This window comes from Sphingopyxis panaciterrulae (assembly GCF_014199295.1).
Lineage (GTDB): Bacteria > Pseudomonadota > Alphaproteobacteria > Sphingomonadales > Sphingomonadaceae > Sphingopyxis > Sphingopyxis panaciterrulae.
The window spans coordinates 37,030-61,576 of record NZ_JACIJH010000018.1 but is presented as its reverse complement, the minus strand read 5'-3'; the positions used below and the strand labels follow the sequence as shown (position 1 = coordinate 61,576).

At 59.6% G+C, this 24,547-nt stretch carries 23 protein-coding genes and 1 pseudogene; 9 read left to right on the top strand and 15 right to left on the bottom strand.

Annotation, left to right across the window (positions count from 1 at the left end):
* Positions 1-143 precede the first annotated feature (143 nt).
* Positions 144-1,031 (bottom strand): hypothetical protein, encoded by an 888-nt coding sequence (locus FHR21_RS18930; protein ID WP_184101182.1) that lies wholly within the window; start codon positions 1,029-1,031, stop codon positions 144-146.
* Positions 1,032-1,690: 659 nt separating this feature from the next.
* Positions 1,691-1,894 (bottom strand): annotated as a pseudogene (locus tag FHR21_RS20970) (transglycosylase SLT domain-containing protein); the annotation flags it as partial.
* 599 nt (positions 1,895-2,493) lie between these two features.
* Here FHR21_RS20970 and FHR21_RS18920 point away from each other — a divergent pair.
* Genes FHR21_RS18920 through FHR21_RS18910 form a run of 3 tightly spaced genes read left to right on the top strand, consistent with a single transcriptional unit; the run spans position 2,494 to position 5,016 of the window.
* Positions 2,494-3,132 (top strand): hypothetical protein, encoded by a 639-nt coding sequence (locus FHR21_RS18920; RefSeq protein ID WP_184101180.1) that lies wholly within the window; start codon positions 2,494-2,496, stop codon positions 3,130-3,132.
* Positions 3,133-3,160: 28 nt separating this feature from the next.
* Positions 3,161-4,126, top strand: coding sequence for a TPM domain-containing protein (locus tag FHR21_RS18915; protein ID WP_184101178.1), 966 nt, complete (start codon positions 3,161-3,163; stop codon positions 4,124-4,126).
* A complete protein-coding gene (locus FHR21_RS18910) occupies positions 4,123-5,016 on the top strand; it encodes a hypothetical protein (RefSeq protein ID WP_184101176.1) in 894 nt (297 codons plus the stop codon). The genes FHR21_RS18915 and FHR21_RS18910 overlap by 4 nt, the downstream gene beginning before the upstream one ends.
* Positions 5,017-5,045: 29 nt before the next feature.
* Here FHR21_RS18910 and FHR21_RS18905 read toward each other — a convergent pair whose 3' ends face one another.
* The gene (locus FHR21_RS18905; RefSeq protein WP_184101174.1) at positions 5,046-6,011 is read right to left on the bottom strand and encodes a helix-turn-helix transcriptional regulator; all 966 of its coding nucleotides are present in this window, start codon (positions 6,009-6,011) and stop codon (positions 5,046-5,048) included.
* 467 nt (positions 6,012-6,478) lie between these two features.
* Between FHR21_RS18905 and FHR21_RS18900 the strand changes: the two genes are divergently transcribed.
* The 4 genes from FHR21_RS18900 to FHR21_RS18885 all read left to right on the top strand — a co-directional run bounded on the left by FHR21_RS18900 (position 6,479) and on the right by FHR21_RS18885 (position 10,388).
* A complete protein-coding gene (locus FHR21_RS18900; protein ID WP_184101172.1) occupies positions 6,479-7,210 on the top strand; it encodes a hypothetical protein in 732 nt (243 codons plus the stop codon).
* 4 nt (positions 7,211-7,214) lie between these two features.
* Positions 7,215-8,531: a lysozyme inhibitor LprI family protein gene (locus FHR21_RS18895; RefSeq protein ID WP_184101170.1), complete on the top strand. Its 1,317-nt coding sequence runs from the start codon at positions 7,215-7,217 to the stop codon at positions 8,529-8,531.
* A 3-nt stretch (positions 8,532-8,534) separates the two neighbouring features.
* Positions 8,535-9,239, top strand: a complete 705-nt coding sequence (locus tag FHR21_RS18890; RefSeq protein ID WP_184101168.1) for an SHOCT domain-containing protein — start codon at positions 8,535-8,537, stop codon at positions 9,237-9,239.
* Positions 9,240-9,479: 240 nt separating this feature from the next.
* Positions 9,480-10,388 (top strand): DUF5677 domain-containing protein, encoded by a 909-nt coding sequence (locus FHR21_RS18885; protein ID WP_184101166.1) that lies wholly within the window; start codon positions 9,480-9,482, stop codon positions 10,386-10,388.
* 457 nt (positions 10,389-10,845) lie between these two features.
* Here FHR21_RS18885 and FHR21_RS18880 read toward each other — a convergent pair whose 3' ends face one another.
* Genes FHR21_RS18880 through FHR21_RS18865 form a run of 4 tightly spaced genes read right to left on the bottom strand, consistent with a single transcriptional unit; the run spans position 10,846 to position 15,619 of the window.
* Positions 10,846-11,778: a hypothetical protein gene (locus tag FHR21_RS18880; protein WP_184101164.1), complete on the bottom strand. Its 933-nt coding sequence runs from the start codon at positions 11,776-11,778 to the stop codon at positions 10,846-10,848.
* Positions 11,775-13,589 (bottom strand): ORC-CDC6 family AAA ATPase, encoded by a 1,815-nt coding sequence (locus FHR21_RS18875; protein WP_184101163.1) that lies wholly within the window; start codon positions 13,587-13,589, stop codon positions 11,775-11,777. Before FHR21_RS18875 ends, FHR21_RS18880 begins: the two co-directional genes overlap by 4 nt.
* Positions 13,586-14,767, bottom strand: a complete 1,182-nt coding sequence (locus FHR21_RS18870; RefSeq protein ID WP_184101161.1) for a metallophosphoesterase family protein — start codon at positions 14,765-14,767, stop codon at positions 13,586-13,588. The genes FHR21_RS18875 and FHR21_RS18870 overlap by 4 nt, the downstream gene beginning before the upstream one ends.
* 18 nt (positions 14,768-14,785) lie before the next feature.
* On the bottom strand, positions 14,786-15,619 hold the full coding sequence (locus FHR21_RS18865) for a DNA adenine methylase (RefSeq protein ID WP_338113220.1): 834 nt from the start codon (positions 15,617-15,619) through the stop codon (positions 14,786-14,788).
* A 230-nt stretch (positions 15,620-15,849) separates the two neighbouring features.
* Here FHR21_RS18865 and FHR21_RS18860 point away from each other — a divergent pair, with 230 nt between their 5' ends.
* Complete coding sequence (locus FHR21_RS18860; RefSeq protein WP_184101157.1) at positions 15,850-16,407, top strand: hypothetical protein; 558 nt, start codon at positions 15,850-15,852, stop codon at positions 16,405-16,407.
* Positions 16,408-16,517: 110 nt separating this feature from the next.
* Here the strand turns inward: FHR21_RS18860 and FHR21_RS18855 are convergent, their stop codons facing one another.
* From FHR21_RS18855 to FHR21_RS21240, 3 genes are all read right to left on the bottom strand, one after another.
* Entirely contained in the window at positions 16,518-17,906 is a 1,389-nt protein-coding gene (locus FHR21_RS18855; protein WP_221235263.1) for an McrC family protein, read from the bottom strand.
* Entirely contained in the window at positions 17,849-20,722 is a 2,874-nt protein-coding gene (locus tag FHR21_RS18850) for a ScoMcrA-related endonuclease (protein WP_221235262.1), read from the bottom strand. The genes FHR21_RS18855 and FHR21_RS18850 overlap by 58 nt, the downstream gene beginning before the upstream one ends.
* 207 nt (positions 20,723-20,929) lie before the next feature.
* Positions 20,930-21,847, bottom strand: coding sequence for an HNH endonuclease (locus tag FHR21_RS21240; protein ID WP_184101155.1), 918 nt, complete (start codon positions 21,845-21,847; stop codon positions 20,930-20,932).
* Between the two features lie 151 nt (positions 21,848-21,998).
* On the opposite strand from FHR21_RS21240, the gene FHR21_RS18840 reads away from it, so the two are divergent.
* Positions 21,999-22,346, top strand: a complete 348-nt coding sequence (locus tag FHR21_RS18840) for an excalibur calcium-binding domain-containing protein (protein ID WP_184101153.1) — start codon at positions 21,999-22,001, stop codon at positions 22,344-22,346.
* 89 nt (positions 22,347-22,435) lie between these two features.
* On the opposite strand, the gene FHR21_RS18835 is transcribed toward FHR21_RS18840, so the two are convergent.
* From FHR21_RS18835 to FHR21_RS18815, 5 genes are all read right to left on the bottom strand, one after another.
* Complete coding sequence (locus tag FHR21_RS18835; RefSeq protein ID WP_246427334.1) at positions 22,436-22,633, bottom strand: DUF6961 family protein; 198 nt, start codon at positions 22,631-22,633, stop codon at positions 22,436-22,438.
* Positions 22,630-22,923, bottom strand: a complete 294-nt coding sequence (locus tag FHR21_RS18830; RefSeq protein WP_184101151.1) for an excalibur calcium-binding domain-containing protein — start codon at positions 22,921-22,923, stop codon at positions 22,630-22,632. Before FHR21_RS18830 ends, FHR21_RS18835 begins: the two co-directional genes overlap by 4 nt.
* 140 nt (positions 22,924-23,063) lie before the next feature.
* On the bottom strand, positions 23,064-23,489 hold the full coding sequence (locus FHR21_RS18825; protein ID WP_184101149.1) for a thermonuclease family protein: 426 nt from the start codon (positions 23,487-23,489) through the stop codon (positions 23,064-23,066).
* Positions 23,486-23,998: a hypothetical protein gene (locus FHR21_RS18820; protein WP_184101148.1), complete on the bottom strand. Its 513-nt coding sequence runs from the start codon at positions 23,996-23,998 to the stop codon at positions 23,486-23,488. The genes FHR21_RS18825 and FHR21_RS18820 overlap by 4 nt, the downstream gene beginning before the upstream one ends.
* A gap of 254 nt (positions 23,999-24,252) precedes the next feature.
* A complete protein-coding gene (locus tag FHR21_RS18815) occupies positions 24,253-24,447 on the bottom strand; it encodes a DUF6771 family protein (RefSeq protein ID WP_184101146.1) in 195 nt (64 codons plus the stop codon).
* Positions 24,448-24,547 lie beyond the last annotated feature (100 nt).

Here is a 24,547-nt window from a genome sequence, read left to right as displayed (position 1 = left end):
CAAACAGCTTTCCCCATAGCTCAGCCCATGACCACCGCGGTTCGGGCACCGAAGACTTTCCGACGCCTGGCGGCGTCCGAAACTCTAAACGTTAGCGGTCAGTCGGCTTTTAGGCCGGGATCGTGGGTAGCGGACCTTGGCGCTTAGCGTCCCCCCATCCTCCGGCGCAGTTCGATAAGCCGGGGGTCGTTTCGCACAGTCTCGTTCCGTCCGAGCCGTTCGATCAGCCCGCTCGTCCCCCAAGCCCAACTTCGGACGTCAACACCGAGCGTGGCATGAAGGATCGCGACATGCTCCGCAGGGAACCGTTCTACCATGTTATCGTCGGAGCGACGGATCCGGATCGGATCGGCCCAGCCGTCGTCGGCGACAGTGAGGAATGGAAGGACGGCGCAGGTAACCTCCGGCATCTGATCTCCTGCTGACATGGCAAGGCTCGCAAGCTCCGCCGCGGCACGGGAAGTGCGGGCCACGAGTTGACGCGGCCAGACCCGATCGAGAAACTCGATGACCTTCGTCCAATCCTTCTCCTGCTCTGCCAAATAGCCCAGATTCCGAAGTACAGAGGTTCGCCCGCGGTCGTCCATCACGATGAGCGCCTCGCGTAATTCGCTGTCCGAAACGAGCCGCTCGCCATCGGCCCCCGGCGAATTCCAACCCCGAAGCAGGGCAAGACCCACGCCTTCATCCTCTTCGTCGCCCTTGCGGGATGCCAACGAGACCATCAGTCCCTTCAGGCGAACGAAGAGGGGCAAGGACCATTGGCCGCCATATCGCAGGAGCGACGATATGGCCGCGAGCGACGCGTCCGCATCGGGTTCGCGCTCGATAGGCTCGATGATGTGCAGGCTGGTCCAGTCGGGATCGACATGATAGAGCCAGTTCAGTCTCGTGCCGAAGATCGCCATGACATGGCAGCGGAGATCGCTTCGTACCGACAGGAGATGCCCGGCACGCGCCCGCCATTCATCCGTCATCCTCTCATGGTCCGGCCCCTCCCACGAAAACTCGTCGCCGAGCAACGTGGCCATGCGGCCCATCGGCGAATTGATGGAGGCGGTCAGCCAATCCCTTCCGTGTCGCTCACGATCGAGGACCGCGCCACGTCGGGCATGGCGATCGCGGTTTCGACGACCCGTTCCCAGATCTTGAGGTAGGATCCGCGAGCGACATGCGACAGCGCGCTTCCGGCCCGGCTCAGCCATGCCGCGACCGCCTGAAGATTGGCGCCAAAGATCGGTTGCGAAAGCGACGAAAGCCGCTCGGCGATCAATATCCGGAACCTCGTCGGATCCTGCGAGCGCGCGTCGTGCCAAAGAAAATCCGACCATTCCCGTTCCCGCGTGCCGCCCTCGCCGGCCGACCGGACAAGCGAGGCCAGCGCCCGGACCGGCCAGCGTTCCGACACACCCTTGAAGGGGCGTTTTTCGACCAGAATGTCCCGGGTCCGGCCCGAAAGGGCATCGGATGCATCGAGGAGGTCGTCGATCGGCACGTCCTCGAGATCGCCCGGCTCGGTATCGGTGGCGACCCAGCCGCCGCGCGACGTGGACCGGTAGATCTCATCCTCGGCATCCTCGAGCGTCCAGCCCGGCACGATCTTGCGCAGGGCGGCACGCTCCGCCTCGAGATCGAAACTCACCGAAAGCCCTTCGCGCTCGATCCACACCAGGCGGCTTAGCGCCGGATCGGCCCATGTTCCCGGCATGAGCTGCATCAGCCCTATTGCGCCGGCGCGGCTGGTGATCGGGCGACCGTCCAGCATCGTCCGCCCACCGCTTTCGACGCGCATGACGTGCTCGATCCATTCGACCGGGATGCCGAAACGCGCCGACGCCTCTGTGATATAGGGCTGCCAGCGATCGACCGATTGCGCGTATCGCCGCTCGATCAGTCACAACCGATTCCCGTGTCGGCCGTGTCGCGCGACTGGCTTTCGAGATCGTCGCAGAATCCCTAGGGCTGTGCGGATTTCTTGGCGGCAAGAGGCACGGGAGGGTTCGCGCAGCCCGGCCAATGGGATCGGCGCTTCTCGAAAGAGAAGAAGCGGCCGGCCCCATTGGCCTGACGCAACTCCTCGCCGCCGAAAATCCGTGCGGCACGCCAGGGTCGCTGAGAGGCCGGCGAAGGGAGTGATGGAAGCGACTGGCTCCATATCCCCATCACGCGTCGCGCGCGCGACCCCATTGCTCCAGCTGCCCCGGCGTCACAGCTTCAGAAGCGGAGCAGGGGGCCGTCTCGGTTTGCCTGCCCGCCTCGTGATAGGGAGCTTCTCGAATCGGAACCGGAGTAGACAAATCAGTCCCGACACACGATCAGCCGTCCAGTGCCGAATAATCCCATGCCCGGTTCCTCATGGTCCGCGACATGCGGGGATCGACCGTCCATTATCTCCCGGGCGCGAACGGATTGTCCATCGGCATGCCGCGCGACTTGACAGGAGAAATCGCAATGCGGGGCGAGTTGAATCTAAACTGGGGTAGAACGTTCGGGATGGCAGCCTGCATAAGCCTGATCCTCTCCGGCTGCGGCGGCGCGCCGGAGGTCACACTCCCCGCGGACCGGACGGAAAGCGCGGGGCTCTGCTATGGCGCAACCATGACCCTGACGCAGGAAAAGGTCGGCAAGGGCTCGGTCCCGCTCGACGCCGCGAGCCACGCGCTGCATTTCGCGCTGCTCGCCGGGACGGACGGCGACCTCGGCGACCCGGCCAAGGTCGTCGCCAAGATCGAGAGCATCGGCACGCAGGACAAGGGATTGCAGGACAAGCTCGTCGCCGACAAGAATGCCGCGAGCTACACTGCCCCCTGCGCCAAGGCGTTCCCGGAGACGCAGGCGGGCACATTCAAGGGCCTGCCGACTGATACGCGCGACACGCGCACCCAATGCTATGTGCTATCGACCGTGCTGCTTCAGATCTTCGCGCAAAGCGAGATCGCGCCCGATCCCCGCGCCGCGACCTGGGTCAAGCTCAACGGCCAGCTCGAACAACAATTGAACAACGAAGTTTATCCGGCGGAGGATGATGATCATGTCGGCGAGATCGCGATGCGCGCGCTGGCCAAGGCAGTGCGGCTGGGGCCACCGGTCGATGTGATGACGGCCTGCGGCGAGCGTTACCTGAAAAGCTGACGGCGGGCGGCGCGACCGAGGCGCATCGATGACCTACACGACGGTTTATAACATCGCGAACGACAGCATCGACTGGCAGTTTCCGCTGATCGGGCTGGCGCTGATCCTCGTCGGCGCGGTGATGAAATGGGGGTTCGGAAAACCGGGCTGGAACAGCTATCCCATCATCGTGATCGGCGTCTTCACGATGCTCGCGTCGGGCGCGGTGCCGTGGTGGGACTATCGCCGCGTCACGCAGGCGGTGGCGAGGGGCGAGGCGAAGCAGGTCGAAGGACCGATCCACGATTGGCGCATGGCGCGTGCACGCGGCAAGCGCCGGAGTACCGACGCCACCTTTTACTCTCATTACGAGCGTTTTTCGGTCGGCGACGTCGATTTCGATGTCAATTGGGGGGCGCTGGAAGCGGGCTTCGCCAACCGCGGCAGCACCGAGGAGAAGCCGGCGGTACGCCTGGCGAACGGCATGCCCGCGCGCATCTGGTATCTGCCGATCGACGGCCCCGGCAAGCCACCGCGCATCACGCGCATCGATCTGGGCGCGGAAAGCTGGGCCGATGCGGTGCAACAGGATGATGCCGGTATCGCTTTCCGGCTCGCGCAAGGCCACATCGCCGACGAAGCCAAATTGCTGTCCGATGACCGCAAAGTGGCGATCGCCTTCCTGATCCAGACCTTCGAGCAGAATAGCGGACACCGGCTTGTCGTCGTCACGACGCCGTCGCTCGGCGGGACCGAGATCGCGCGCTTCGGGGCCGAAATCGCCGATCGCCGTGGCATGAAGGACAACGGCATCCTGCTGCTGGTCGCGCCGAACGAGCGGCAGGCGCGGATCGCGGTCGGCCGCGATCTTGCGGCCCGCCTGCCCGATGCCGCCGCGCAGGCGATATTGGACGGGGCGGTCCTGCCGCGGTTCCGGCGCGGCGATGTCCCCGGCGGGATCGAGGCGGGCGTGGAGAGGATCATCGCCAAGGTGGCAGGCCCGGAGAAGCCGTGAACCGGCTACTGAACCCGCCGGTGGTCGCCGCCGTGCTGCTGTTACTGCTGGCGGGCGCTGCGTCGCTCGGCTGGCTGTGGCTGCGCGATGGCCGGATCGCGCCCATGGGGATCGTCTGTGCGCTGCTGCCGTTCGGCTTGCTGCTGTGGGCCATATTGGCGGGCGAAGGCGGTCGTTCGCAGATAGGCATCACCGCCTGGGCACTCACCATGTTCGGGGCGTTCATCCCCGCCATCTATGTGATGCGAAGCGGTCCGGAAAACTGGTTCGTGCAATGGCGGTTTCTGCTGACCTTCGGCGGCGCCTATCTCGCGATCATGATCGTTTTCATGCTGTGGCTCGCGGCCTGGACGGCCTGGGTGCCGCCAGCGCCCGGCGCCATGCCGCTCGCCGAACACAGGCTGAAGCAGCGGGTCCGGTCGCTGGCGAATGCAGGGCTCGAACTCAGGATCGAGACACCGGCGGGACGGCCCGACCGGCTGCTTGTTTCCCGCGAATTTCGCGACGGAAAGCGGACGATCGGGATGCGGCTGACCTTTGTATCTGAACGGCATTGCGTGCTGGCGCGCGAGGTGTCGCTGATCCGCGGCGACAAGCCGATGGACGCAAGCGAAGCCCGGATGAGCAGCAGCCTCCGTCCACGCGATGGCACCCACCCCGATGCCGACCTGATCTATGACGCCAGCCTGACCGTGACGCCGCCGAGCGAGGCCATTCGGCGGCAGATTGCGCTGCGCATCGCAGACGGTCGCGTCGAGATCGCGGGAGACAAGGATGCGGCGTCGGCCCCCGCCAATCTGGCGCATGTTTTGACCGAACTGGTCCACCAGTCGGGGTGGGGATGGCAGGGCGTGTTCGCCGATTGGCAGCGAGCTTGTCGCAAGGCGTGATTCAGTTCGCCCCGATCAATCCCGGGTTGTCAGGCACTTTTCCCGCGCAAATCCGACGGGGTCATTCCGAAGCGTCGGCGGAAGGTGCGGTTGAAATAGGATAGATCGCCGAAGCCGCAGGCATAGGCGATCGCCGAGATCGTTCCCGACGTCTGTCCCGGGTGCAACAGCAGGCGATGCGCCCGGTCGAGCCGGTGTCCGAGGACGTGGGCGGAAAAGCTGCTGCCCTCCTCCTGAAACAGACGGCGGACATAGCGCGGGCTGATCGCGCATCGCCGCGCGACATCCTCGGCGCCCAGGTGCGGATCGCACAGCCGGCGCGCGACCTCGGCCTTGATTGCTCGCAGCCGCGCCGCTTTCACGCCAGGCTGTTCGGGCAGCGGCGGGCCGTCGATATCCCCCGCCGCGATGGCGGCGATCAGGTCGCGGATATGTCCGGCAACAAGCGGCCCCGCCGCGCCCGCAGCCGCCGCGGCGCGCAGGCGAAGCATGTCTACATAGGCATGGAGAAGGCCCAGCAAGTCGTTCTGCCGCGGCACCACCCGCATCGCCAGATCGTCCGCGTCGGAATAGAAGGCGCGCAGATCGTCGAGCGCGATGGCGATATTGGTGAAACGGCTCCGGCTCGGGCAAGCTATGGCGCTGACCTCGCCGCCGCGCACGAAGATCGAGTCGCCCGGCGCCAATATATGCTCCTGCCCGCCTTGCTTGATTTCCAGCGGCGCGTCCGCGGTGATCAGATAGAGCATCTCCGCCGGATCGGCGGCAATCAGACAGTGCGTTCGCGTTACCCGCACCGGCGATGCGAAGACCGAGGCATAGGCGGCACCCGGCAGCGCGCACAGCGTTCCTTCGGCGTGAAATGGCGTGTCCGCCGCCGGCTCTATGTCGATCCGAACCATCGCCTGGCCGAAGACCTCGCGCCACATCGGCAGGCGCTCGCGGGCTGGAATCGAGGCGGTCGATAATCGCTGCGACAGAAAAGCCGAATCCACGCCGCGCCCCTCCAGTGGCATCGCGCCGCCAACGATGGCGGGGCGACGCTAAAGATCGCACCCTATCGACCGAGTGCCGCCTGGTCCACCTCGCGTTCCCTTTGGTCCGAGACGGATGCGAGCCGGCATGGCATCACGGCGGGGCAGGGAGAAAATGATGCGCGAACACCCATTGCCGAATCCGATGCCCGCCGATTTCTCGCCGGCGCCCGGAACTTGATGCGGGAGCAGATGCGTCGGCAGCGACCCGTCGGCGTATCAGCGGGCCGAATGGGGAGAGACTGCCGATCGGCTTTCCTCCGTCCCTGTCCGGTCTTCCCCGTCGGGCCTGCCCGTATGTTGTGCAGCACGGGCAGGCCCTCCCTCCGAAAAGCCCGGAGACAGAAGCCATGACCCGCAAAGGGCAAGCAAGGGCCCGATTTCCAGGATCGCCAACCCCGCGGCATTGGCGCGCACTGCTCGCATCCGTGCTGGTTCTTGCTGCCGTGCCGACCGAAGCGCAGGATGAACGGCCACGCTGGTATGGCGTCGATCATGGCGAGCAGACGCGGCTCGTCTATGGCGTGCCCGAGAGCGACGATACGTCGCTGATCTTCATCTGCCACAAGCGTGGCCAGGAACTATCGGCCTATATGACCCATCCACCACTTCGCGCGGCGGCAGGGCAGAGCCTGCCGGTTCGTCTGAGCAACGGGCGTGCGGTCGCGGCCTTTCGCGCAACGGTGCAGACGCAGGAGATGGACGATCTGCTGCATCTGAAGGCGCAAGTGCCGCTCGATGCGCCGCTCGAATCGATACTGGCGGCGGAGGGACAGCTGACGATCGACGTGGGCGGGGTCGCGGCGCGCTATCCGCTCGATGGCGTCGTAGCGGCGGCGCGGCCGCTGATCGCGCTTTGCGGCACCGCCGCGCGGGCGGCGCCCGCCGCCGACCTTACCGTAACCGTGACGAACAAGACCCGCCGCCGCGTCGAGGAGATCGCGCTTCGCGAGCCAGATGATATCGAACTGAACTCCGACGCCTTCGGCTATGAGGGGCTGGCTCCGGGGCGCCGGCGGACCTTCACCATCCCCGGCGGCGTTTGCACCTATGAAATTTCCGTCCTGTTCGAGGAAAAGGAGGAGGATTGCTGTAGCGATCCCTTGCCCATCGGCCAGCAGAACCTGTGCGACGATCCGCGCATTGTCGTCCATGACTAGCGGGTTGACGATTCGCTTAGGCGGCCTGTTCCTGTCTGCTGCTGTCGTCTTTGGCGAGACGATGCTTGTTCCATCGCGCGCGCAGCCCGCGCCATCCGCCACCGTTCCGGCAAGCTTCGATTGCGGCAAGGCGACGCGCGCGGTCGATCGCTTCATCCGCGCCAACGCCGCCTTGCGCTGGCAGGACCTGGCGCTGTCGCGAAGCTATCGCGCCGTGCTGGACAAGCTGAGCGGTCCGGCGCGCGCGGAACTCGTGGCGGAGCAGCGCGACTGGGTGAGCGAACGCGACCGCCGCTGCGCCGCGGACCGCAGCTTCGCCGAGTTGAACGATCCCGCCTCTTCGATCCATGATCAGGCCTATGACTGCATGACGATCGTTTATCAGGGTCGCCGCCAGACCCTCGGCGACCGTGCCGCGGCGCCGATCGCGACACGGGTGATTGGCGAAATCGACCTTGGCCCCATCGCCCGCGCGCGGCCCGAACTGGTCGAGACGGGGCGGGTGCCGGTTGCGGGGATGCGGCTGTCGCCCGATGGCAGCCATGTCGCCATCCTGCTGCCCAGCCGCGAACTCGACGGTCCCGACCAGTTGTGGCTCTATCGCGTGGCCGACCGCAAGCTGACGGCCGCGACGCCGCGGCCAGACACGCGCGCGCAGCATCCCGCCGATGTCGTGGCCGCGATCACCGGGCTGGCCTGGCGAGGTGACACGCTGTTCGCGATCGCTTCGCTGTGGGGCGACGGCAGCGACGGCGAGAGCGGTCCGACCGCCTATTACGCCGCGACGGCCACAGGCAGCCGCCGTCTGCGCGACAAGCCCGCCGAGGCGCAGGATCGGTGGGAATCGGTGACGGGCGGACTGGTGTATCGGGAGGACGAATTTTCCGACGATCTCGACGCCGTCCAGTCGCTTCGCGGCAATGACCGCTGGTTGGTCTGGACGGCGGATCGCGGTCGGGGCACGATCGATCTCCACATCCGTGCCCGCAATCCCCTCGGCGCGCCCTATCTGGTCGCGTGGGGCGGTTGGGAACTGGCGCAATTCCTGTTCGACGATGCGCGGTCGCGCCTGATCTATCCCGCCGACACCGGGATCGCGCAGTTCGACTTGGCGACGCACGCCGAACGGCGCATCGCCGGCACCGGACGCGGCGACCAGCCCTATGCCGTGTCCGCAGATCATGGCACGTTCCTGTGGGCGACGCGCAATGACTGCGGCGACGAATTTCTCGCCGATCCCGAAGCGGACGCGCCCGAACGCTTCTGCCTCGCCGCCATGACTGGCACAGAGGCGGCCACCCCATGGCCCTCCGGGCGATAGACGATGGAAGATTCGACGATATTCACCGTGGGCATGGTCCTGTTCCCTTTCCTGCTGGGACCGGCGATCATACTGGCCCTGACGCTTGTCGGTCGCGCGGCCTTGCGCCGCAGGGGGCAGGGAAACACCTCCTGCAATCTGACCGGACCCGCAGTGCGGTGGGGATGCGGATTGTCGGCGCTGATTCTCGTCTGTGCTTTTTGCGGGTTGATGGTGGCAAGCGCCGGCGGGGCTATTCATCCGCCGCTGGTGACGGTCGCCGCACCATATGTCTGCGACGGGACGGTCGAAACCCAATCGCGGAGCTATTCCTACAAGCCGGGACAGCAGGGTATCGCGCGCAATATCTTCTGTCTCGATCTCGATGGCCGCCAACGCGACATTACGTTGCGAACCATCGGCGCGGCGGCCGTCTATTATACGCTGCTCTTTCTGAGCGCGGCGCTGGTGTTGATCCTTTTGCTCCCGCTGGTGAAATCGCGCCGCGCCGCCGATGCCGATCCGCCAATCATTGCCGAGTTCCGGGGCGCGCTGGCCGACCGGCTGCGGATCGATGCCGACATCGTTCGCCGCGCCGCTTGGGCGCCGGATGCGAGCCGAGAGAGTGTCGAGGGCCGGCTGCGGCACCTGCAATCGCTACGCGACGGCGGCTTGATCAGCGAAGAGGAATATCAGGTCAAACGGATGGAAATTCTTGCGTCGCTTTGACCGAGATGAAGCGTGTGCAGTTGCTTCCCGCGAAGCCGCGCGCTTCGCCCACCGATCCAACGACCGCTTCCAAGCGGAACTGATCCCGGCCCCGGATGGCTGAGATGGGGCGCATTGCTGCCGAGCTGCTCTTCGGCTCAAACTGGCCGAGAGCGGCCGGTCCGCTTTTGTGGCTTTGTCCGGGGATAGCGGACCCGGCCGGCGATGGTGATGATGATATGCTCATGCTAGTCTCGACGTATGGAAGAGAGCGAGGAACTTGCTGCCCGCCGCGCTAAGCTTTCGGGCTATCACCAGCGGGGCCGAAACATTCTGCGAGCCCAGACGCATGCCATAGATTCCCTCATCCACGCGCTACATGAACATGAACTCGATCCAGCAATTGATCGAGAAGCTTTTCGTGTCCCGCTGCTCATGCTTCAGGCTATAGGAGTGTCAATTCACAGCGTGCTTGAGCTTACGCGCGAGCGTAACATGGGCATACGGGACTGCTTTGGCATCGTCCGTGCCGCTGTCGAGACAGCGATTAACGCGGCCTTCATCGCAGTGTCGGGCGAATACACCGCGGAAAAGGCAATCCGGCACATGCGACAGAAGCGATGGCGAGACCTGCACCGCCAGGGTCGGGTGGGCAATATACGCATTACAGCATCACGCGATGTTGACCTTGAAGTGGATGACCTACCAGGCCTGCGCGAGGCGCTTGATGAATACACGAATAAAAGGGGCGAGGAGGTCCGTGACTGGACGGCCGAGAGCCTCCAGAAGCGCATCGCTATTATCTCGGACTTCCACCGGCGCGCTGGTCTGTCACTTGGTGTAGCACAATTCGCAATTTATCGACCGGCCTCGGAACTTCTTCACGGCACCTATTACGGAGTTAATCTGTTTTGGCAGGGTAGCCGCGACAGGCCCGCAAAGAATGGCGATGAGTTTGACGCTCTTTGGGTAACAGAGCACTTTGTAACCCTTCTAACTGCGCTCTTCTTCGCTGTCAGTGGCGCGATCGACGCGATAGCTTCGGTCCATTCGCTTGCAGGTCATTCAAAGAGGCAGGATGCTCTGTCCCAAGAACTCTCCGTCCTGATAGAGCAAATGGGCGGTGATGATGATGACGACGAGCACACATTTTCGACGGAATCGGCATAACACAGCTGGCTGATTGGCGACGGGCCACTTTCACACAGAAAGTTGCAAACGCTGCTCCCTCTCATGGCGGAAGCACATCAGCAGCAAGGCAGCGGGATTCGAAAATCTCCTGGATTGGGACGCGGTCCATTTGGCACACGAGAACGATCAAAACGGTGACGCAGCCCACCTGTTTTATGCATGCAGCAACATCGATCGTGATCGTCGAAACGGATAGGGCTTTTAAGAGAATTTTCCGCAGTCGGCGGTTTCGCGACATTCGCATAGTTCATTTCCGCACCGGACAAACTAGGGCCCAGTGTTTTCTTTTCTGACTATGTCGTGAATGTTGATCAGGGCGTACCACCGTCAGATTGCGATGTCAAAATGACTCGCTGCAGATCGTATGCTCGCTCGAATTATTGCGCCGCTTGCGACACGCATGAGCGTGGGGAATTCTCGCTCAAACGCATTTCAGTCAGTCTCTAGGCGTCTCCAGAATCATCTGATGCCAAATTACCTCGTCAGAGACTGAACGATCCACCGCTTGCGCGTGTTCTCGAGAACTGAATGACCACACGCCGACATTGCGCCGTTGTTGAAAAACCACGGTCGATAGCACCAGCCACGCAAATATCTTTGGCCCAAATGGAATACAAATAAGTCGAAATGACCGATCAACCGAATTCATGAGCGCTTCAATACGTCCACGCGCTATTGTCGATTCAGCTAGTTCGTAGTCAAACTCCGTTACGTCAAAAATATCGTCGATATGCTCGTTGGCTTTAACAAGAGCGTCTTCAAAACGGTGGTCAAATCCTCGCGGCGCGTGCAGCCAGGCTTTGTGGGGTTCTAGCACCTGTAATGCCCCTAAACCGAGACCCGGCTCACAGCCCAACCCCATGATCACTCCGAGCGGCTTGTCTGGCCTTGACGACCAACCTGCTAATTCGGGTTTCACGGGGGCGGCCAGCCGAATTGGTGCGGGCTTGTAAGGCACTCCAAATTGCGCAGGTGCATATGCAATTGCGAGGGCGATTTTTCTGGTTGCCTGCGCACGGTCGATTGCCAATGCTAAGTTCGCCATCATTTCTCGAGACATCGAGGAAATATCAACGAACAAGCGGAGTTGTTCGGAAGCGGCGGCGGTCTCCACGAGCGCTACCGCAACCCGATCGAATATTTCAGCCTCGCGAGAATCTAGGATTTCCCATGACCGTTCAGAGAAGAATGCCTGATTTTCATCGAACGAGGCTTCTTTGAGAAATCCGAACTCTAGTCCGATCTGGCGGTTCGCTCGTATGTCGTATCGTTCGACAATATATCTGCAACGGCGCTCATATCCCACTGCCGCAATCGCAACGTCGAATTCAAAAACTTCGGGGGGCGCATTGTTTTCTTGCGTAATCATTTGACGTCGAGCTCATCAAAAAGCGAAGTCTGTTCGTCAGTGACGCTGACGCCCCTCTCGTCGAGTAGCAGCTTAGATAGTGTAACTCGGTCCCCGAGCGTCAATAGCAGTCGATATCTTGGCGCGAGCGCGTACGATAAACGGAAGCGCTGCCCAACCAACCCCCTGAGCAATATGTCGGGCCCACTGTCTGGATATGGTACGTGGATAATCGCGCCTGCGTTGAGCGCTTTTCCTACCGCACTGACAATTGCCGTACTGACATTTTGATCTAGGACAAAAGTTCCGACATAATCTGTCCGAAACGGCTGCCGAATTAGCCGATCTTCAAACGCACGGCCAATTTGATCAACAAAATCTAGCAGCCCCTTGCCAGGCTCGAAGCCGCCGTAATCAAGAGGTATAACCTGCAATAAGGAAGTCAGAAGAAGCTCGATCCGACGTATTGCCTGACTTTGCAACGCGCTCGATATTCTGCGCGGCTGGCTGCCTCTCACGAAAGACTGATTGAGCTCCTGAACTAAAGGGGTCACAAGTGTCAATATTGCGCGCGGGTTCCCTTCAGTCACCTCCACAATCGACGGAAATCCGGCGTAAAGGACATGAGATTTTCGCGATCGATTGAAAACGACATGATTCTTTTCAAATTTCCTAATGTAATAATCTCTCGCGATAACTATCGGGAGGACCTTCCTGATATCTTGCGCCATGTTGGCTTCGATGAACGCGTAGTTTGAAGAGAACAAACTCCGTTCTTTGACGTAAGCTCGAAAAGTGTCATCTTTTTCAGCAAGGGAGCGAAACTCTTCCGGTAGCCCCCGACGCTTCGAAGTGCCACGGCGCCCGAAACCTGTACCCCCAGGAGGAGGCGAGAAAATGTTGGAAAGTGAGCCCACTTCATAACCCAGCCTAAGGAACGTACTTAGAAATAGCTCTTGGCTAAATTGGTTCGCGTCATCCTTATTGGGATAAGTTAACTGAACCGTCTGGTAATCATGAAGTGGCTGCGGCGAGGTAGGAGTTCGCTCAAAACTTGCATCCTCCATATATGGAGCGAGTGCCAGTTTTATGATTATGCGCTCATCAAAGCTTCTGATGCTGGAGAGCAAAAAAGCCTTAATTCTCGTCGGAGCGATCTCCATCTCGTCGAAGAGAAGTGCCCAGCGCCTGTCGTCCTGTCCGGAGATCCCATTGAATGCCGATACAACAATGGACACCTTAGATGGAAGCGAATCTACCGTAAAAAGCTGATCAGACTCGCCGCTGTTGATTTCGTCCAGTAGTGACTCAAGCGCATTTTCAATACCAAGCAGGCTATTTATTACCGGCTTGATCTTAAGCCGCTCCACTACGAGGCGAACAATGCTCTCTTCTTGGCTAACCGTCAGCGGCACCGCGAGATGTTCAAGGTGCTGCGGGACATCGCTCCGGGCGAGCTCAACCGCCTCCCGCATTGCATGAATCAATGCTCGTAGAGCGTGGATAACAAATGCCGCCTCTTTTCGATCCGACTTTTCGCTCGTCTGCTCCAACGCTTCGATCTGCTTACCCCACGCAATATCCGCGGGGATGAAGACAGCATTGAACCCTATTTGGCGCGCATAATGACTTGCCTTGACATGCGTCCAATTCCGGAGCGCGCGGACTGTTAGCATTTTCAGCAGAGTGGTTTTGCCACTTCCGCGAGGACCAAGAATGAGAGTGTGATTCCTCGTTAGCAATGAGGCGAAATGGCGCTCCGGAGGGATAAAAGAACGAGCCACTTCTGAAGGTGGCACGGGCCGCGCGTTGAATTCGAGGAGACCGTTCATCCTTTCCGTCCAATCTGCGCATACTCTCCATCTTCGTCATTCAGGATAGTGAGCCCCTTGCTCCTCAAAGCGCTTCGCAGAGACGCAAAATCCAACGGCACCAACCTCGAGATGGAGGGAACCGCTCTGAGCGCGTCTTGCCAAATCATGTGGCTTGCGCCTGATTTTTGAAGTTCAGCATCGATTTGATCCGCCAAAACATCGATGCTGGATTTGTATCCGAAACCCGCGACGTGGGGGAGACCCTGAGCACCTTGAGCCTTCGACCAGCCCACCCCCGCTTGCCACGTCCAGCTATATACTGATCCTGCGTATGTCAGGCCCAACTGAAGCGCGGAGGCTGGATCTGTCTCTAGTAGATGAACCTGATTCGGATTCTTATTTTGCGCATCCCTATTCACTTGCGCACTGAAACTTGCGCTTCCTAGGACAACGGGAGCATTTGATCCTCCGCCATGACCATAAAATAGGTCGGGGACGTGTTTGTGTCCGTGGACGATAATCCATGGTCGAGTTGACCTGCCGACAAGATCTACGAGTTTCTCTCCTCCGCGCGTCAATCCCTCGAGATCATGGTCGCCTTGGTCACCTCTGATGGGGTGATGATGGCAAAGTAGAATGTTCGTCGAGCTGCCAGGGGCGCCTGCTATAGCCTCTTCCAGCTTCTCAAGAGTGACATCGCTAATTCGACCATGCTCGATCTCTTTTTGGATATCAGTACCAACGCCATGATAAGCAGCGGTATTTAGTACAACGACGTTGCAATCTTCGTAGGTGAGAAGGGTAAAATTCTGCGCCCAGAATTCGAGGTAAGATAGTCGATCATTCGTTGGCAGCGACGGAGCCAAGGACATCGCATAACCGCGCGGATCGTATTTGTTAGCCATGAATCGAGAATCAAGATCATGGTTGCCGACGGTCGAGACCAATGTCGCGTTTGCCGCGGAAGCAAGTTTATGAAGGCGACCCCAAGCATAATTGAATGCGGTTGGGCTCGACCGGTTCGTAATATCACCGGCGCACAAGATATAATCCGGGCGGAGATTGGCTTCGCTGATGAGCCGTTCTAGGTCCGTTAGCGGATCGATGCGTGCCGTAGCAGCGGAGTTGAAACTGCTAACGTACGATGGTGCCTGCGGAGAGGCTGGATCCTCGTCGCAAGCGTGGATGTCGCTCAATATCAAAAAGCGAGGCACCTAGTTGCCTTCTGCAAAATCGAAATTCGTGTACAGGATTTCCTCCTGCTTTTTTCGCGCGCCGCTGAAACCCCCAACATTGCGTGTCACCGAAAAACGGTGGGAGCGCCAATGATCCGGTAACGCGTCGATTGGCATGGCGGCATTGTACGTCAGAGCGATCTCCGCGCCACGCTCCTCAGCATCTGCGAGCAGGCGAATTAGGTCATTTAAGTCGTCTTCCCCAAATGAGCGCTCACCGTACTCTACAAACACCCGCTCTGAAGCCGTGAAATACGGAGGATCGGCATATATAAATGAATCGGCGCCAGCCGTGGCGACGGTCTTGCGAAAGTCTTGATGAGTGATCGTCGCGCGCGCGAGCAGATTCGAGCAGTGTTCGAAAAGCGCGAGAGGGGGATAAGCACCCATCTCATATCCACCGAATGGAACGTTGAACAGGCCAGCAAGGTTTGTCCGCCAAAGCCCGTTGAAGCAGTTGCGGTTCAAATAAATAAAGTGGACAGCTGGCATAAGGCCGACCCGCCCGCCCTCATTAAATCTCGTTCGAATGACGTAATATGCTTCAGGACTGCGCTCTATATCCAGCAATGCCGAGTAGACTGCGGCAGGCCTATCGCGAACCTGTTGAAGGGCATTAATGAGGTGCCCATTCAAATCGCCGAGGGTTCCAGTTTGAGGACCCAGATCGAAGAAGAGCGCAGCCGAGCCGGCGAATGGCTCTATATAATGACGCGACCGATCCCTCATGCTGGCACCCAGCAATGCCAAGGACTTTCGTTTGCTACCGGCCCAACGCAAGAAGCTTGGGCCATGGCCTGATTTTCGTGCCACAGGTCGATACTTCCGCTACGCCAGCCATGGCGCACCGATCGATTTGAACGCGCCCTGCCCCTCTGATTCCTAGCGCCGATCTAACCGAGTCCTTATCGCCAGCGCAAGACCGCAAGAGTTCCGAGACTGTTGCATTTTGGACACGATATACTCTCGGCCTGCTCGACCATTGCCGTACCGCAACCCAAACATTCTTGCCCCGTCAAACGCAATCGTGCTCTATCCTAAATATGGGCAAAATAGCGTGCATCGGCTGGGGATCACTCATTTGGAATCCTGGTGATTTAATACTTGAAGGCGACTGGCAATCAGATGGCCCGGCTTTACCGATTGAATTCCTCCGCCAATCATCCGGCAATCGCCTCACGCTAGTAATCAGCGAAGCGACAACGCCTACTACCACGCTGTGGGCTAATCTTAGGGCTACCTCGCTCCCGGAAGCCATGGAAATGCTCAGGATAAGGGAAGGATTCCGTACCAACAAATGGATTGGCCATTGGCCATCATCGGATGTCCACCAAGTCTCATCCACCATTGAGGAGTGGGCCAAAGATAGAAATTTGAACGGGGTGGTGTGGACAGCGGCGCCGCCGAAATGGAACGATTCTAACGGCTCGGCACCCAGTCTCGAAGAGGCGATAGCGTGGCTGCAGAGCCTTGGTGACGACGCAAAGGATGCGAAAGAGTACGTCGAGCGCGCACCAGAAGCAGTTCGCACCCCGTTTCGCGATGCTTTTGAAATGGAATTGGGATGGATCCCAAAACCTGACCGGGGTCTCAGCGCATAGCCGTCTATTCAGTTGGCATTTTGGTCCGCTTTTACGGGTTGCTCGCGGCGGTCCGAACGACAAAGTTCGGGCGCGAAGCTGCCGCGCTCGTTCGGCGCTTGGAACGACCGCTACCCCGATCTGCTCTCCCAAAGGTGGTGTTCCAAGTCATCCGACAGTCCCGGAGTAAGCAGCATAGACCGTAACTGTCGCAACACCATTTGGTGCCGAGAGATATCGATGCTGGCGGTGTGCAAATGCTGCGTGGTCACGCCAATCTTATGGCGATCGAGTAATCCTGGTGCGCTACGAAGCGCGGTGTGGTGCGGGTACAGCAAGGTCAGCGTCCTACATCCGTAAATCTGGGCGTAGGCCATCATCTGATAGACATCAGATTGGGATACCCCCCGCTTAGCGTCGTCGATACGCGCCGCGATGCGTTTCCATTTCGTGTCGACGATGTGGACGATCTCGCGGCCACGCTTCACCAATATGTCCGGCTTGGTTTGAAAGCTGCGGCGACCATCCTCAATCGCTTCCAAGCAGTAGAGGCGTCCGCCTTGCAGATGGACAGACAAACCGGTGCCGGAGAGCGCTCGGCGCATCATCCGGCCAATATATTCTTCAAACAATGTGTTCATTTCGAACAGAAGCGAAAAGCCGGATGTTTCACCCATCGATGTGGTCTGGAAGCGTTCGCCGAGCAACAGACGGGCAAGCGCGAGTAGCTCTTTCCACCGGGCATTCGTCCGATCGAGACTGACGCGATCCCAACGTAGTGCATGCGCAGGGACTGCGGCTATGTCGGCATAATGGAAGTCCAGCTCGGCTAAACGCCGCTGATTGTCTGTACTGTTTGATATACGGCGCAAACGATTGATCGCAGCCTTCATGATCTGGTTGATCGTGATGTCGGCGGACAGTTCGTCGAACCGACAAGCGAGCATGACCGGATTCATTGCCAGCTGGGCGAACTGCCGCCCAACGTCGAGCCGCCCGCGCATACGCGGGACATCCTCTTCATGTTCAACATATTGGCGAGGCATGCCCTGTCGAAGCGCATCGACAAGCTTGGTGCTGAAAAGACGTATCAGAATTTCTAGAAGGTTATCCCTCTGCCATCCAAGCTCGGTGATTGCGCCGCCATCGATGTCGAGATCCATTGCGACGGCAAGCATATGGACGAGCTTACGGCGGATCAGGCCCTCTTGCGCTTCATCATCGCCAGAAGACAGATCGATCTTTGGCAAGATTTCCAGCGCACACTTGTCCGCGACAATGATACCTACAACCTGCTGTGCCCGAAGCGCGTTGCGGCCATGAGCTATAATGCGTGCCCCATTATCTCCACCAAGCGGAGATTTGCGCGCAACCGCAGCCAGCCGGTCAGCAGCCCAGCTAGGAATCTGCTCCGGATCGTCACCATAGGCGATCGACTGCCATTCGAAGAGCGTTCGGCGGATCACAGAAGACCAGAATAGGCGTCGGGCCCGAAACCATGCCGCACCGACCAGCGCCATCTTGGAGGCATGTCGGCATCTTCGTCGAGTCCGGCGGGCGCTCTCAGTTCCTCACGTTTGAGGATACGCGTTCCATCGTGATCGCCGAGAATCGCTGCGACTTTGGCCCAATCCTCGTAGAAATACTCGGTCAGGAGCGGGATCACGCGCTTGCGCATCCGTTCATCAAGATCCGCTCGCGATTGGCAACTGATGAAATAGGCATGGCCGACCTGATGCTCGCGGTCGAAAAGATACTCGATGCGCTCATTAAGTGTGCGTAGCAGCCGTGGAAGGTCGACCCCGCAAAGCTGGGCTGCGTCGGCGAGAAGGTCCGGATCAGGCATCATTTCGGCAAATTCGAAACGACGGCGAAGCGCGGTGTCGAGCAAGGCAATGGAGCGGTCAGCCGTATTCATCGTCCCGATTATATGGAGATTGGACGGAACGCCGAATTCATCGCCCGAATAGGGTAAGCGGAGCTTGATCTCATTGGGCTGACCGATGCGCTTGTCTGGCTCGAGCAATGTGATCAGTTCACCGAATACCTTGGAAATATTGGCGCGATTGATCTCGTCAATGATGAGGACGAAGGGATCAGGGGTTGATGTCGCGGCGGACGGGTCTCGCCGTTGGCTGTTCATGTAGCGCTCGAGGGCTGGGACATTGAGCTCCCCCCGGGCCAAGAGATAGATGGTCCGCATGCTGAACTTGCGGCGGTAGATCTCGCTAACCGGTACGCCGTCGCGGTCGACCCACAACCACTTTACCTTTCGCCGATGCGCATAGCGGCCTTCGGGACGCGGATGATATTCATAATCGCCTTCAACTTCACCAATCGCACGGAAAAGGCCGTTGCCTTTCGAAACGATGATGAGGTCACTAGGCTTCATCCAGTTGCGAAAGATGAAGGGCATCTGGACGCGCCCGGTCTGCGCGTTGAGCTCTTCCTCTTTGTCGCCACGTTCGCGATGGGCAGCGATGATAGCCTCACGGGCGCTATATTTGTCATCGCTCCAGTCAATATCGCCAAAACCAAGCAGCGTATGTCCCTGCTCAACGGCCTCCTCGAAGAGATAGGCATCCTCGGGGTCGGCGGCTTCTCCGATCGACATTTTGAAAACCTGCCGGTCACCAACCTTGATCGTGCCGGGGCCTTCGGAATGGCCCCCGCTCGTTTGCGCGCGCCTTGCAATCCGGCGGAATATGCCAGGGAAGGTTTCAAGCCGGAAGCCGGAGCTCCCGACGTCTTCCTCGCTATCCGATCCTGTAACCGGCTGCTTTCCTTCGACGAAATCCTCATAACTCATCGACTGGTGGAAGGTGACAAATTCGATACGCTTCGCCTCGCTCAAACGGCGATAGCTTGCCATGAGTTCGTCCCGATCAGCAGGCACGGCTTCACCGCACAGGCGAACAGCTTGCTCGGCCGTCGCGAAGGTTTTGCCGGTCCCTGGCGGCCCATAGAGGATGAGATTGGTCGGCGGGATGACGGCATCGGTCGCCACGGCGTTGCTACCAGTCATATTCATGTCCTTCGCGGTCACAATTTCGAACCCGAGGCGCTGCAAGATGCCGTTCGCCTTTTGCTCGCCGAAGCCGCCCGAAAACTCGCGCGCATTTTTCGATTTGCCGTTTGGCATGAAGCCATAGGCCGCACCGACCGTCGCTTTTGCGGGAAGCAGTTGCCCATCCTTCTGTCGACGCGTCCAATAATCGCGCGGCTTGCCAAACCCATGCTTAGTCAGAAAGGCATCGACGCCGATCGCTTCGCATTCGATCATGGCGGCCTCTACCGCGTCGCGCGTGAGTTCTTCGTCTGCCATCTCATCTTCCTCGGACATTGCGACCCAGATGAAGCTTTGGACATCCATGAGCGATTCAGGTGACCACCCCCAATCGTCGAGCGCTTCTCGCATGCGACCAACAAGGTCGTGATATTCTTCGAAGTCCTTCAGCTCAAAACGGGGTGAGACGAAGAGGCGACGCCCCAACAATAGTTTCCCGAGCCGATCGAAAATGCGCGCCTTGAACCAGCAAGCATCATGGATGTTGCGCGTGCCGAACACCGAGATCGCGATGTTGAGTATCTCACCGCGCTTTAGCGTTTCGATCCCTTGATCGCGCAAGGCTTCCAGTTCGCGCGCGCAGCCTTCGAGTTCGGCAAGCTCGTCGCCCTGAATTTCCGACAGACGCGCGATGGTTTCATAGAAACGGCGCTGCAAGTCCGCACTCGCCTGTGCCACGGCTCCTTGCGTCCGCCAACCAAGTGGCAAGCCCTGACGCGTACTTAAGAGTAAGCTCTTATAAACATTGCGACCGCGCTGTTCGGCCGGTTCGCCCGGCGCCGCGGAAGCGATCAGAAAGCCGCCTCGCGCTTCACGCTTATAGGCAATCTCTTGTTCGTAAAGCGGCCCTTCTTCATCGGAAAACCGCTCAAAATCTGGCATTTTGTCGATGAAGGTTCGGCGGAGCTTTTCCATGCCGTCATGGAACCGATCCGCGCCATTTTCACCGACACGCCATGTGAGCGCGCGTCCGTAGTCGCCCAGCCAATTGCTCCAATTGGCCAGCCTCTTCTTGGGGTTGTCCGACTCCGGCATCAGGATGCGATAATCGCCACCACCGGTCAGAGCATCGGACCGCAGCGCCCTTATTCGCGCTCGCAGCCCTTCAAAGCCATCGGCCGCGAAAGCCTCGTCGAGATCAGCAAATTGAAAACCAAGCGCCTCAATGCTGGACTCGATCTTCCGGATCGCACTCATCCGGGTGGCCTGGGCATCCTTGGAGGTGGCACCCTTCCAATTCAGATAATCTTGGAACGCCTTCTCATCCATCGCTCATATCCGCGCTTCGCCTTCCTTCTCAAAGATCATCACCACGCCGTAGCAGACGATCCTGACGCAGCCGTAAACGACGACGTCCAAGGCCAAACGATGTTTGAGTGACCCATGCCTCACCGAACGGCGCGATAGCCGTAACCTCCTGTATACTTGGTCGCTTAGCTCTGAGGTGCCGAGCCGAACTGGATTCTCGCTGACCGCCTATACCAACCCGCCGCCAGCGAAGCGCTCGCGATGCCGCGCCATATAGTCCGGGCGAGGCCAGCAACGCTGGTTCGATGGCAAACGGATTGGCTGCCCAACGGGCGGGAAAAGGCTTCGGAATTCAGCGGGAACCTTATTGTGCGATACCAGCAACGAATAATCGTCAGCGAGGCTGATCAAATGGCGATCGAAAAGCCAATGCACCGTCGCTGAGAGCGCGATACCATTTTGGACAATGTCCGGGCCGCCGTCGGCGACGGACCAGATATGTGCAGCTTGGGCTTCGGCCTTGCCACCGCCGTTGATGATGCGAAGCCCCGTGACGGCACAGCTGTTGTCATAAGCTTCGAGGACATCTTTTCGGAAAGCGGCGTCGCGAATCTTCCGATTGACGAGCATCTGCTCGATCCGCCGCTCGTTTGGCGGCTCGGCAAGAAGGGCAGCCGTCGCCGGATCGAGATGCCCGGCATCGAGTTCGAGACGGATCGCATTGTCGGGGTCGAAAATCGCATCAAGGCCGGCGTTGACGATGGCGGTGAAGTCAGGCCCATTGAGGAGACGCATCGATCGACCGCGCATAGCCCGTCCAATGGTCGCCGGGTCAGCATAGTCGCGCAGAAATTGTTCAGCGAAACGGCCATCGAGATCGCGGTAAGGAACGGCTCGATCAAATGGCAGGAATTTGTCGATACGGGCGTAGAACAGACCCTTGTCCGTGGGGTCTGGATCGATCGCGGTAACGAAAGCGACCGCAATATAGGCTTTGCGTCCGCCCGTTGCGCCCGTTTCGCGGTAAATGATCCAGTCTCCGACGCATTGCTGCGCAACCGAGAGATAGTTTTTGGGGAAATGATAGCGTTCGGCGATCGCGTCATCGTAGCGCGATGCCCCGCTGATTTCGAAGACGGCTTTCACGCAATCGGCTCCAAACCGCTGGCGCGTCTGGTCATGCCGTCCCCCTCTACATCGATCTTCGCCCACCGCCTAAGCCAAGGCGAGCCTCATATTGTCAAGTATAGCGCCGATTTACTCTGTCTCAACGCTGATCGCGCTATGGCTGACAACCATGACGAGACGCTATTTCAAACGGCGGCGATATGCCTTCAAGTCGGGCGCTCCCATGCGACGCCGGCGGAAAATGAGCGCCTCATCGATACGGCTGCTTTTCTTGCTGATCGGATTTGGGTTTCTCTCGCTTTGGCAATCGCGGCCGGAGCTGCGCAGCTATTTCCTGGACGCGGACGAAAGCATGATGGACCCGGACCAGCTCGAGCGTTCGGCCTATTATCCGAACTGCGCTGCCGCACGCGCTGCAGGTGTAGCTCCCATATATCGCGGCAGCCCGGGCTACCGCGCACCACTTGATGCCGATGCGGACGGAATAGCTTGTGAACCTTACCGCGGACGCTTCTAAGGGAAACAGTCGGATCGAGCGCCTTTGCCGATCGGCCGTTCGTTACGCACCAGGTGACGCTGCGAGGGCGACGGGGCGCTGCTCTGCGATCATTGCGGCGGGCGCGAGGGCGTCTGCGTGATCTGATCGAGTTTGTCGGCGATCGCCTGCCAGCGTTCTACCCCAGCTTTATCAGCGGCAAGCGTCAGTGCCTGAATCCGTTCCGCAATGAAGCCCGATGCATTTTCTCCATGCTGACGCTCGATATGAAGGGCGCAAGCCCAAAGTTCCTGCTCAGGCGTCATCATTCGCACCCCACGCCATCGCCGTCGCGATCGAGGCGAGGTGCATAGCCCGGCTCACCTATGTACACGGGGGCTGCGCCTGCCGCGCGCGCTTCCGAGCAGTTCGCAAAAGCACTCCCGCCATGCGCGCGGCTGGGGCTGTGTGAGATGGTCGGCGTATCGGAGAATAAGGTCGCTGGTTCAGCGTAGCTTGTCGACGGTCGTTCTTTGTCACCCGAGCATTTGCCAAATGCGAAGGCAATGATCGCGACGAGTGCGATCAGTCCAAAATTATCCTGCCTTCGTCGTCCCATTACGAAAGAATGCCATGACGAGATTGATAAATCGATTCAGGCGAAGATCCGGATCCAGAGCGCATAAGCGATGTTTCCAAGCACCCAGGCAGCGCAGATTGTGGCAATCAGCCCAATGACACAATCTTTCGCGCGGGCACTCATTCGCACCGATGTCCTTGCCAATAGCGATCCCAGCGCGCGGCAAAGCCATCGCGGACCATGGCGCAGGACAAATCGCCCGATTTGGGCGACACGCAGAAGGCCGCGGTACGATTGCCGCCGGCGCCGCCGGCAGACCGACAGCGCATCGTTGGCCCGGCCACCTTGACATGGCCCGTTCTCAAAATGCCTTGGCGCGTTCCCACGAGCGTCACCAGGTGATCGCGCGCCGCCACCGCGTCGGCGGCGGGGCATGGATGGCCGGGGCTGCACGAGCCGTCCATTTCACGCGCGGCAATCCCTGACAGCCTGATATGCGGCCCTTCGGCGCACCAGATCGGGCCGTCACCATCCCACACCGCTGTCGGGGTGCAGTTGAAGGACTGGCCCGCGGGAACGATCGAGGCGAGAAGGAGCGCGATCATTGATATTTTGTGGTCATGATTGGTTCTGCAGTGAAGACATTCACAATCTGGCCCGGAACCATGGTTGCCGATTTACCGGTAATGATCGCAGCCCCAAGCAGCGCGCCCGCGGTGTTGCCGCGGCCCTCCTGCCGGTGCATTCCGCGCAGCTTGTAATTCGCCTGACCAACGCGAACCCAATCGAAGGACAGCTCGAATTTCGCTGATTTTCCAACGATTCCTTTGCCCGTCCGCCATGTCACTTGGGCCTCGACCGGCGAACCGCGAGGAATGACGACGACGCCTTGATATTCGACATCATTGACGACGAGAAATTCGCGCGTGGTCCCTTCCTTCATCTTCTTGGAGGTGATTTCATTGGCCGGCGTCACTTGGACCAACGTGTTGACCGGCAAGGTGATCGTACGCGGCGCGGGCTGGATCCCGGCGGGCGCATCGCCGGTCGACTGCGCGATCGCCGGTACGGCGGCAAGCGCAGCGGCCGCGCCGATAGAAATCAAGATTTTCATGAACTCACTCCCCCTCAACCGCGACGACGCGATCGTTCTGCGACAGCCCGAATAGGGAAAGCTTCTTATCATATTGTCAATTGGCAGAAGATGTCATTATGGCGGCAAAGACGTTCATGTATTATTATTTAATTACAATTATATATATATAGCGATCTTTGCCCAAATTATATGTCTCGCCTTGGCATCGCTGCAGAGAATTCCTTCAAGAGACGGCCAGCCTCCGCATGGCAGGCTGGCCAGCAAGCCGCTGCTTATAGTGGCAGCGCTGGTTGGTCTGCGGACGTCGCACCAAGGTCATGTTTCTCGATCGCCGCAACGACCGCACGCGCCAACTCCTGAGCGGCATCGGACCGGATATGAGGCGCCGGCGCCGTGATGCCGACGCGCGCCCAACCCGGCGCGGCGAGGATGGTTTCGGCGATTCGATTCGTGTCTATCTGCTTCATTGCCAAATGAGAACATAGAGAGAACAATAACGCAAGAGGAACGCGACGGGCCGATGGTGCGGCGCGCGATGGGGCCGCTTCCGATTGCCAAGCGCGCGCG

Coding starts and splice junctions, on each gene's coding strand:
- FHR21_RS18930 (WP_184101182.1), bottom strand. CDS start 1,031: ATGGCCACGTTGCTCGGCGACGAGTTTTCGTGGGAGGGGCCGGACCAT.
- FHR21_RS18920 (WP_184101180.1), top strand. CDS start 2,494: ATGGCAGCCTGCATAAGCCTGATCCTCTCCGGCTGCGGCGGCGCGCCG.
- FHR21_RS18915 (WP_184101178.1), top strand. CDS start 3,161: ATGACCTACACGACGGTTTATAACATCGCGAACGACAGCATCGACTGG.
- FHR21_RS18890 (WP_184101168.1), top strand. CDS start 8,535: ATGGAAGATTCGACGATATTCACCGTGGGCATGGTCCTGTTCCCTTTC.
- FHR21_RS18885 (WP_184101166.1), top strand. CDS start 9,480: ATGGAAGAGAGCGAGGAACTTGCTGCCCGCCGCGCTAAGCTTTCGGGC.
- FHR21_RS18880 (WP_184101164.1), bottom strand. CDS start 11,778: ATGATTACGCAAGAAAACAATGCGCCCCCCGAAGTTTTTGAATTCGAC.
- FHR21_RS18875 (WP_184101163.1), bottom strand. CDS start 13,589: ATGAACGGTCTCCTCGAATTCAACGCGCGGCCCGTGCCACCTTCAGAA.
- FHR21_RS18860 (WP_184101157.1), top strand. CDS start 15,850: ATGGGCAAAATAGCGTGCATCGGCTGGGGATCACTCATTTGGAATCCT.
- FHR21_RS18855 (WP_221235263.1), bottom strand. CDS start 17,906: ATGGCGCTGGTCGGTGCGGCATGGTTTCGGGCCCGACGCCTATTCTGG.
- FHR21_RS18850 (WP_221235262.1), bottom strand. CDS start 20,722: ATGGATGAGAAGGCGTTCCAAGATTATCTGAATTGGAAGGGTGCCACC.
- FHR21_RS18840 (WP_184101153.1), top strand. CDS start 21,999: ATGACGAGACGCTATTTCAAACGGCGGCGATATGCCTTCAAGTCGGGC.
- FHR21_RS18835 (WP_246427334.1), bottom strand. CDS start 22,633: ATGATGACGCCTGAGCAGGAACTTTGGGCTTGCGCCCTTCATATCGAG.
- FHR21_RS18830 (WP_184101151.1), bottom strand. CDS start 22,923: ATGGGACGACGAAGGCAGGATAATTTTGGACTGATCGCACTCGTCGCG.
- FHR21_RS18825 (WP_184101149.1), bottom strand. CDS start 23,489: ATGATCGCGCTCCTTCTCGCCTCGATCGTTCCCGCGGGCCAGTCCTTC.
- FHR21_RS18820 (WP_184101148.1), bottom strand. CDS start 23,998: ATGAAAATCTTGATTTCTATCGGCGCGGCCGCTGCGCTTGCCGCCGTA.
- FHR21_RS18815 (WP_184101146.1), bottom strand. CDS start 24,447: ATGAAGCAGATAGACACGAATCGAATCGCCGAAACCATCCTCGCCGCG.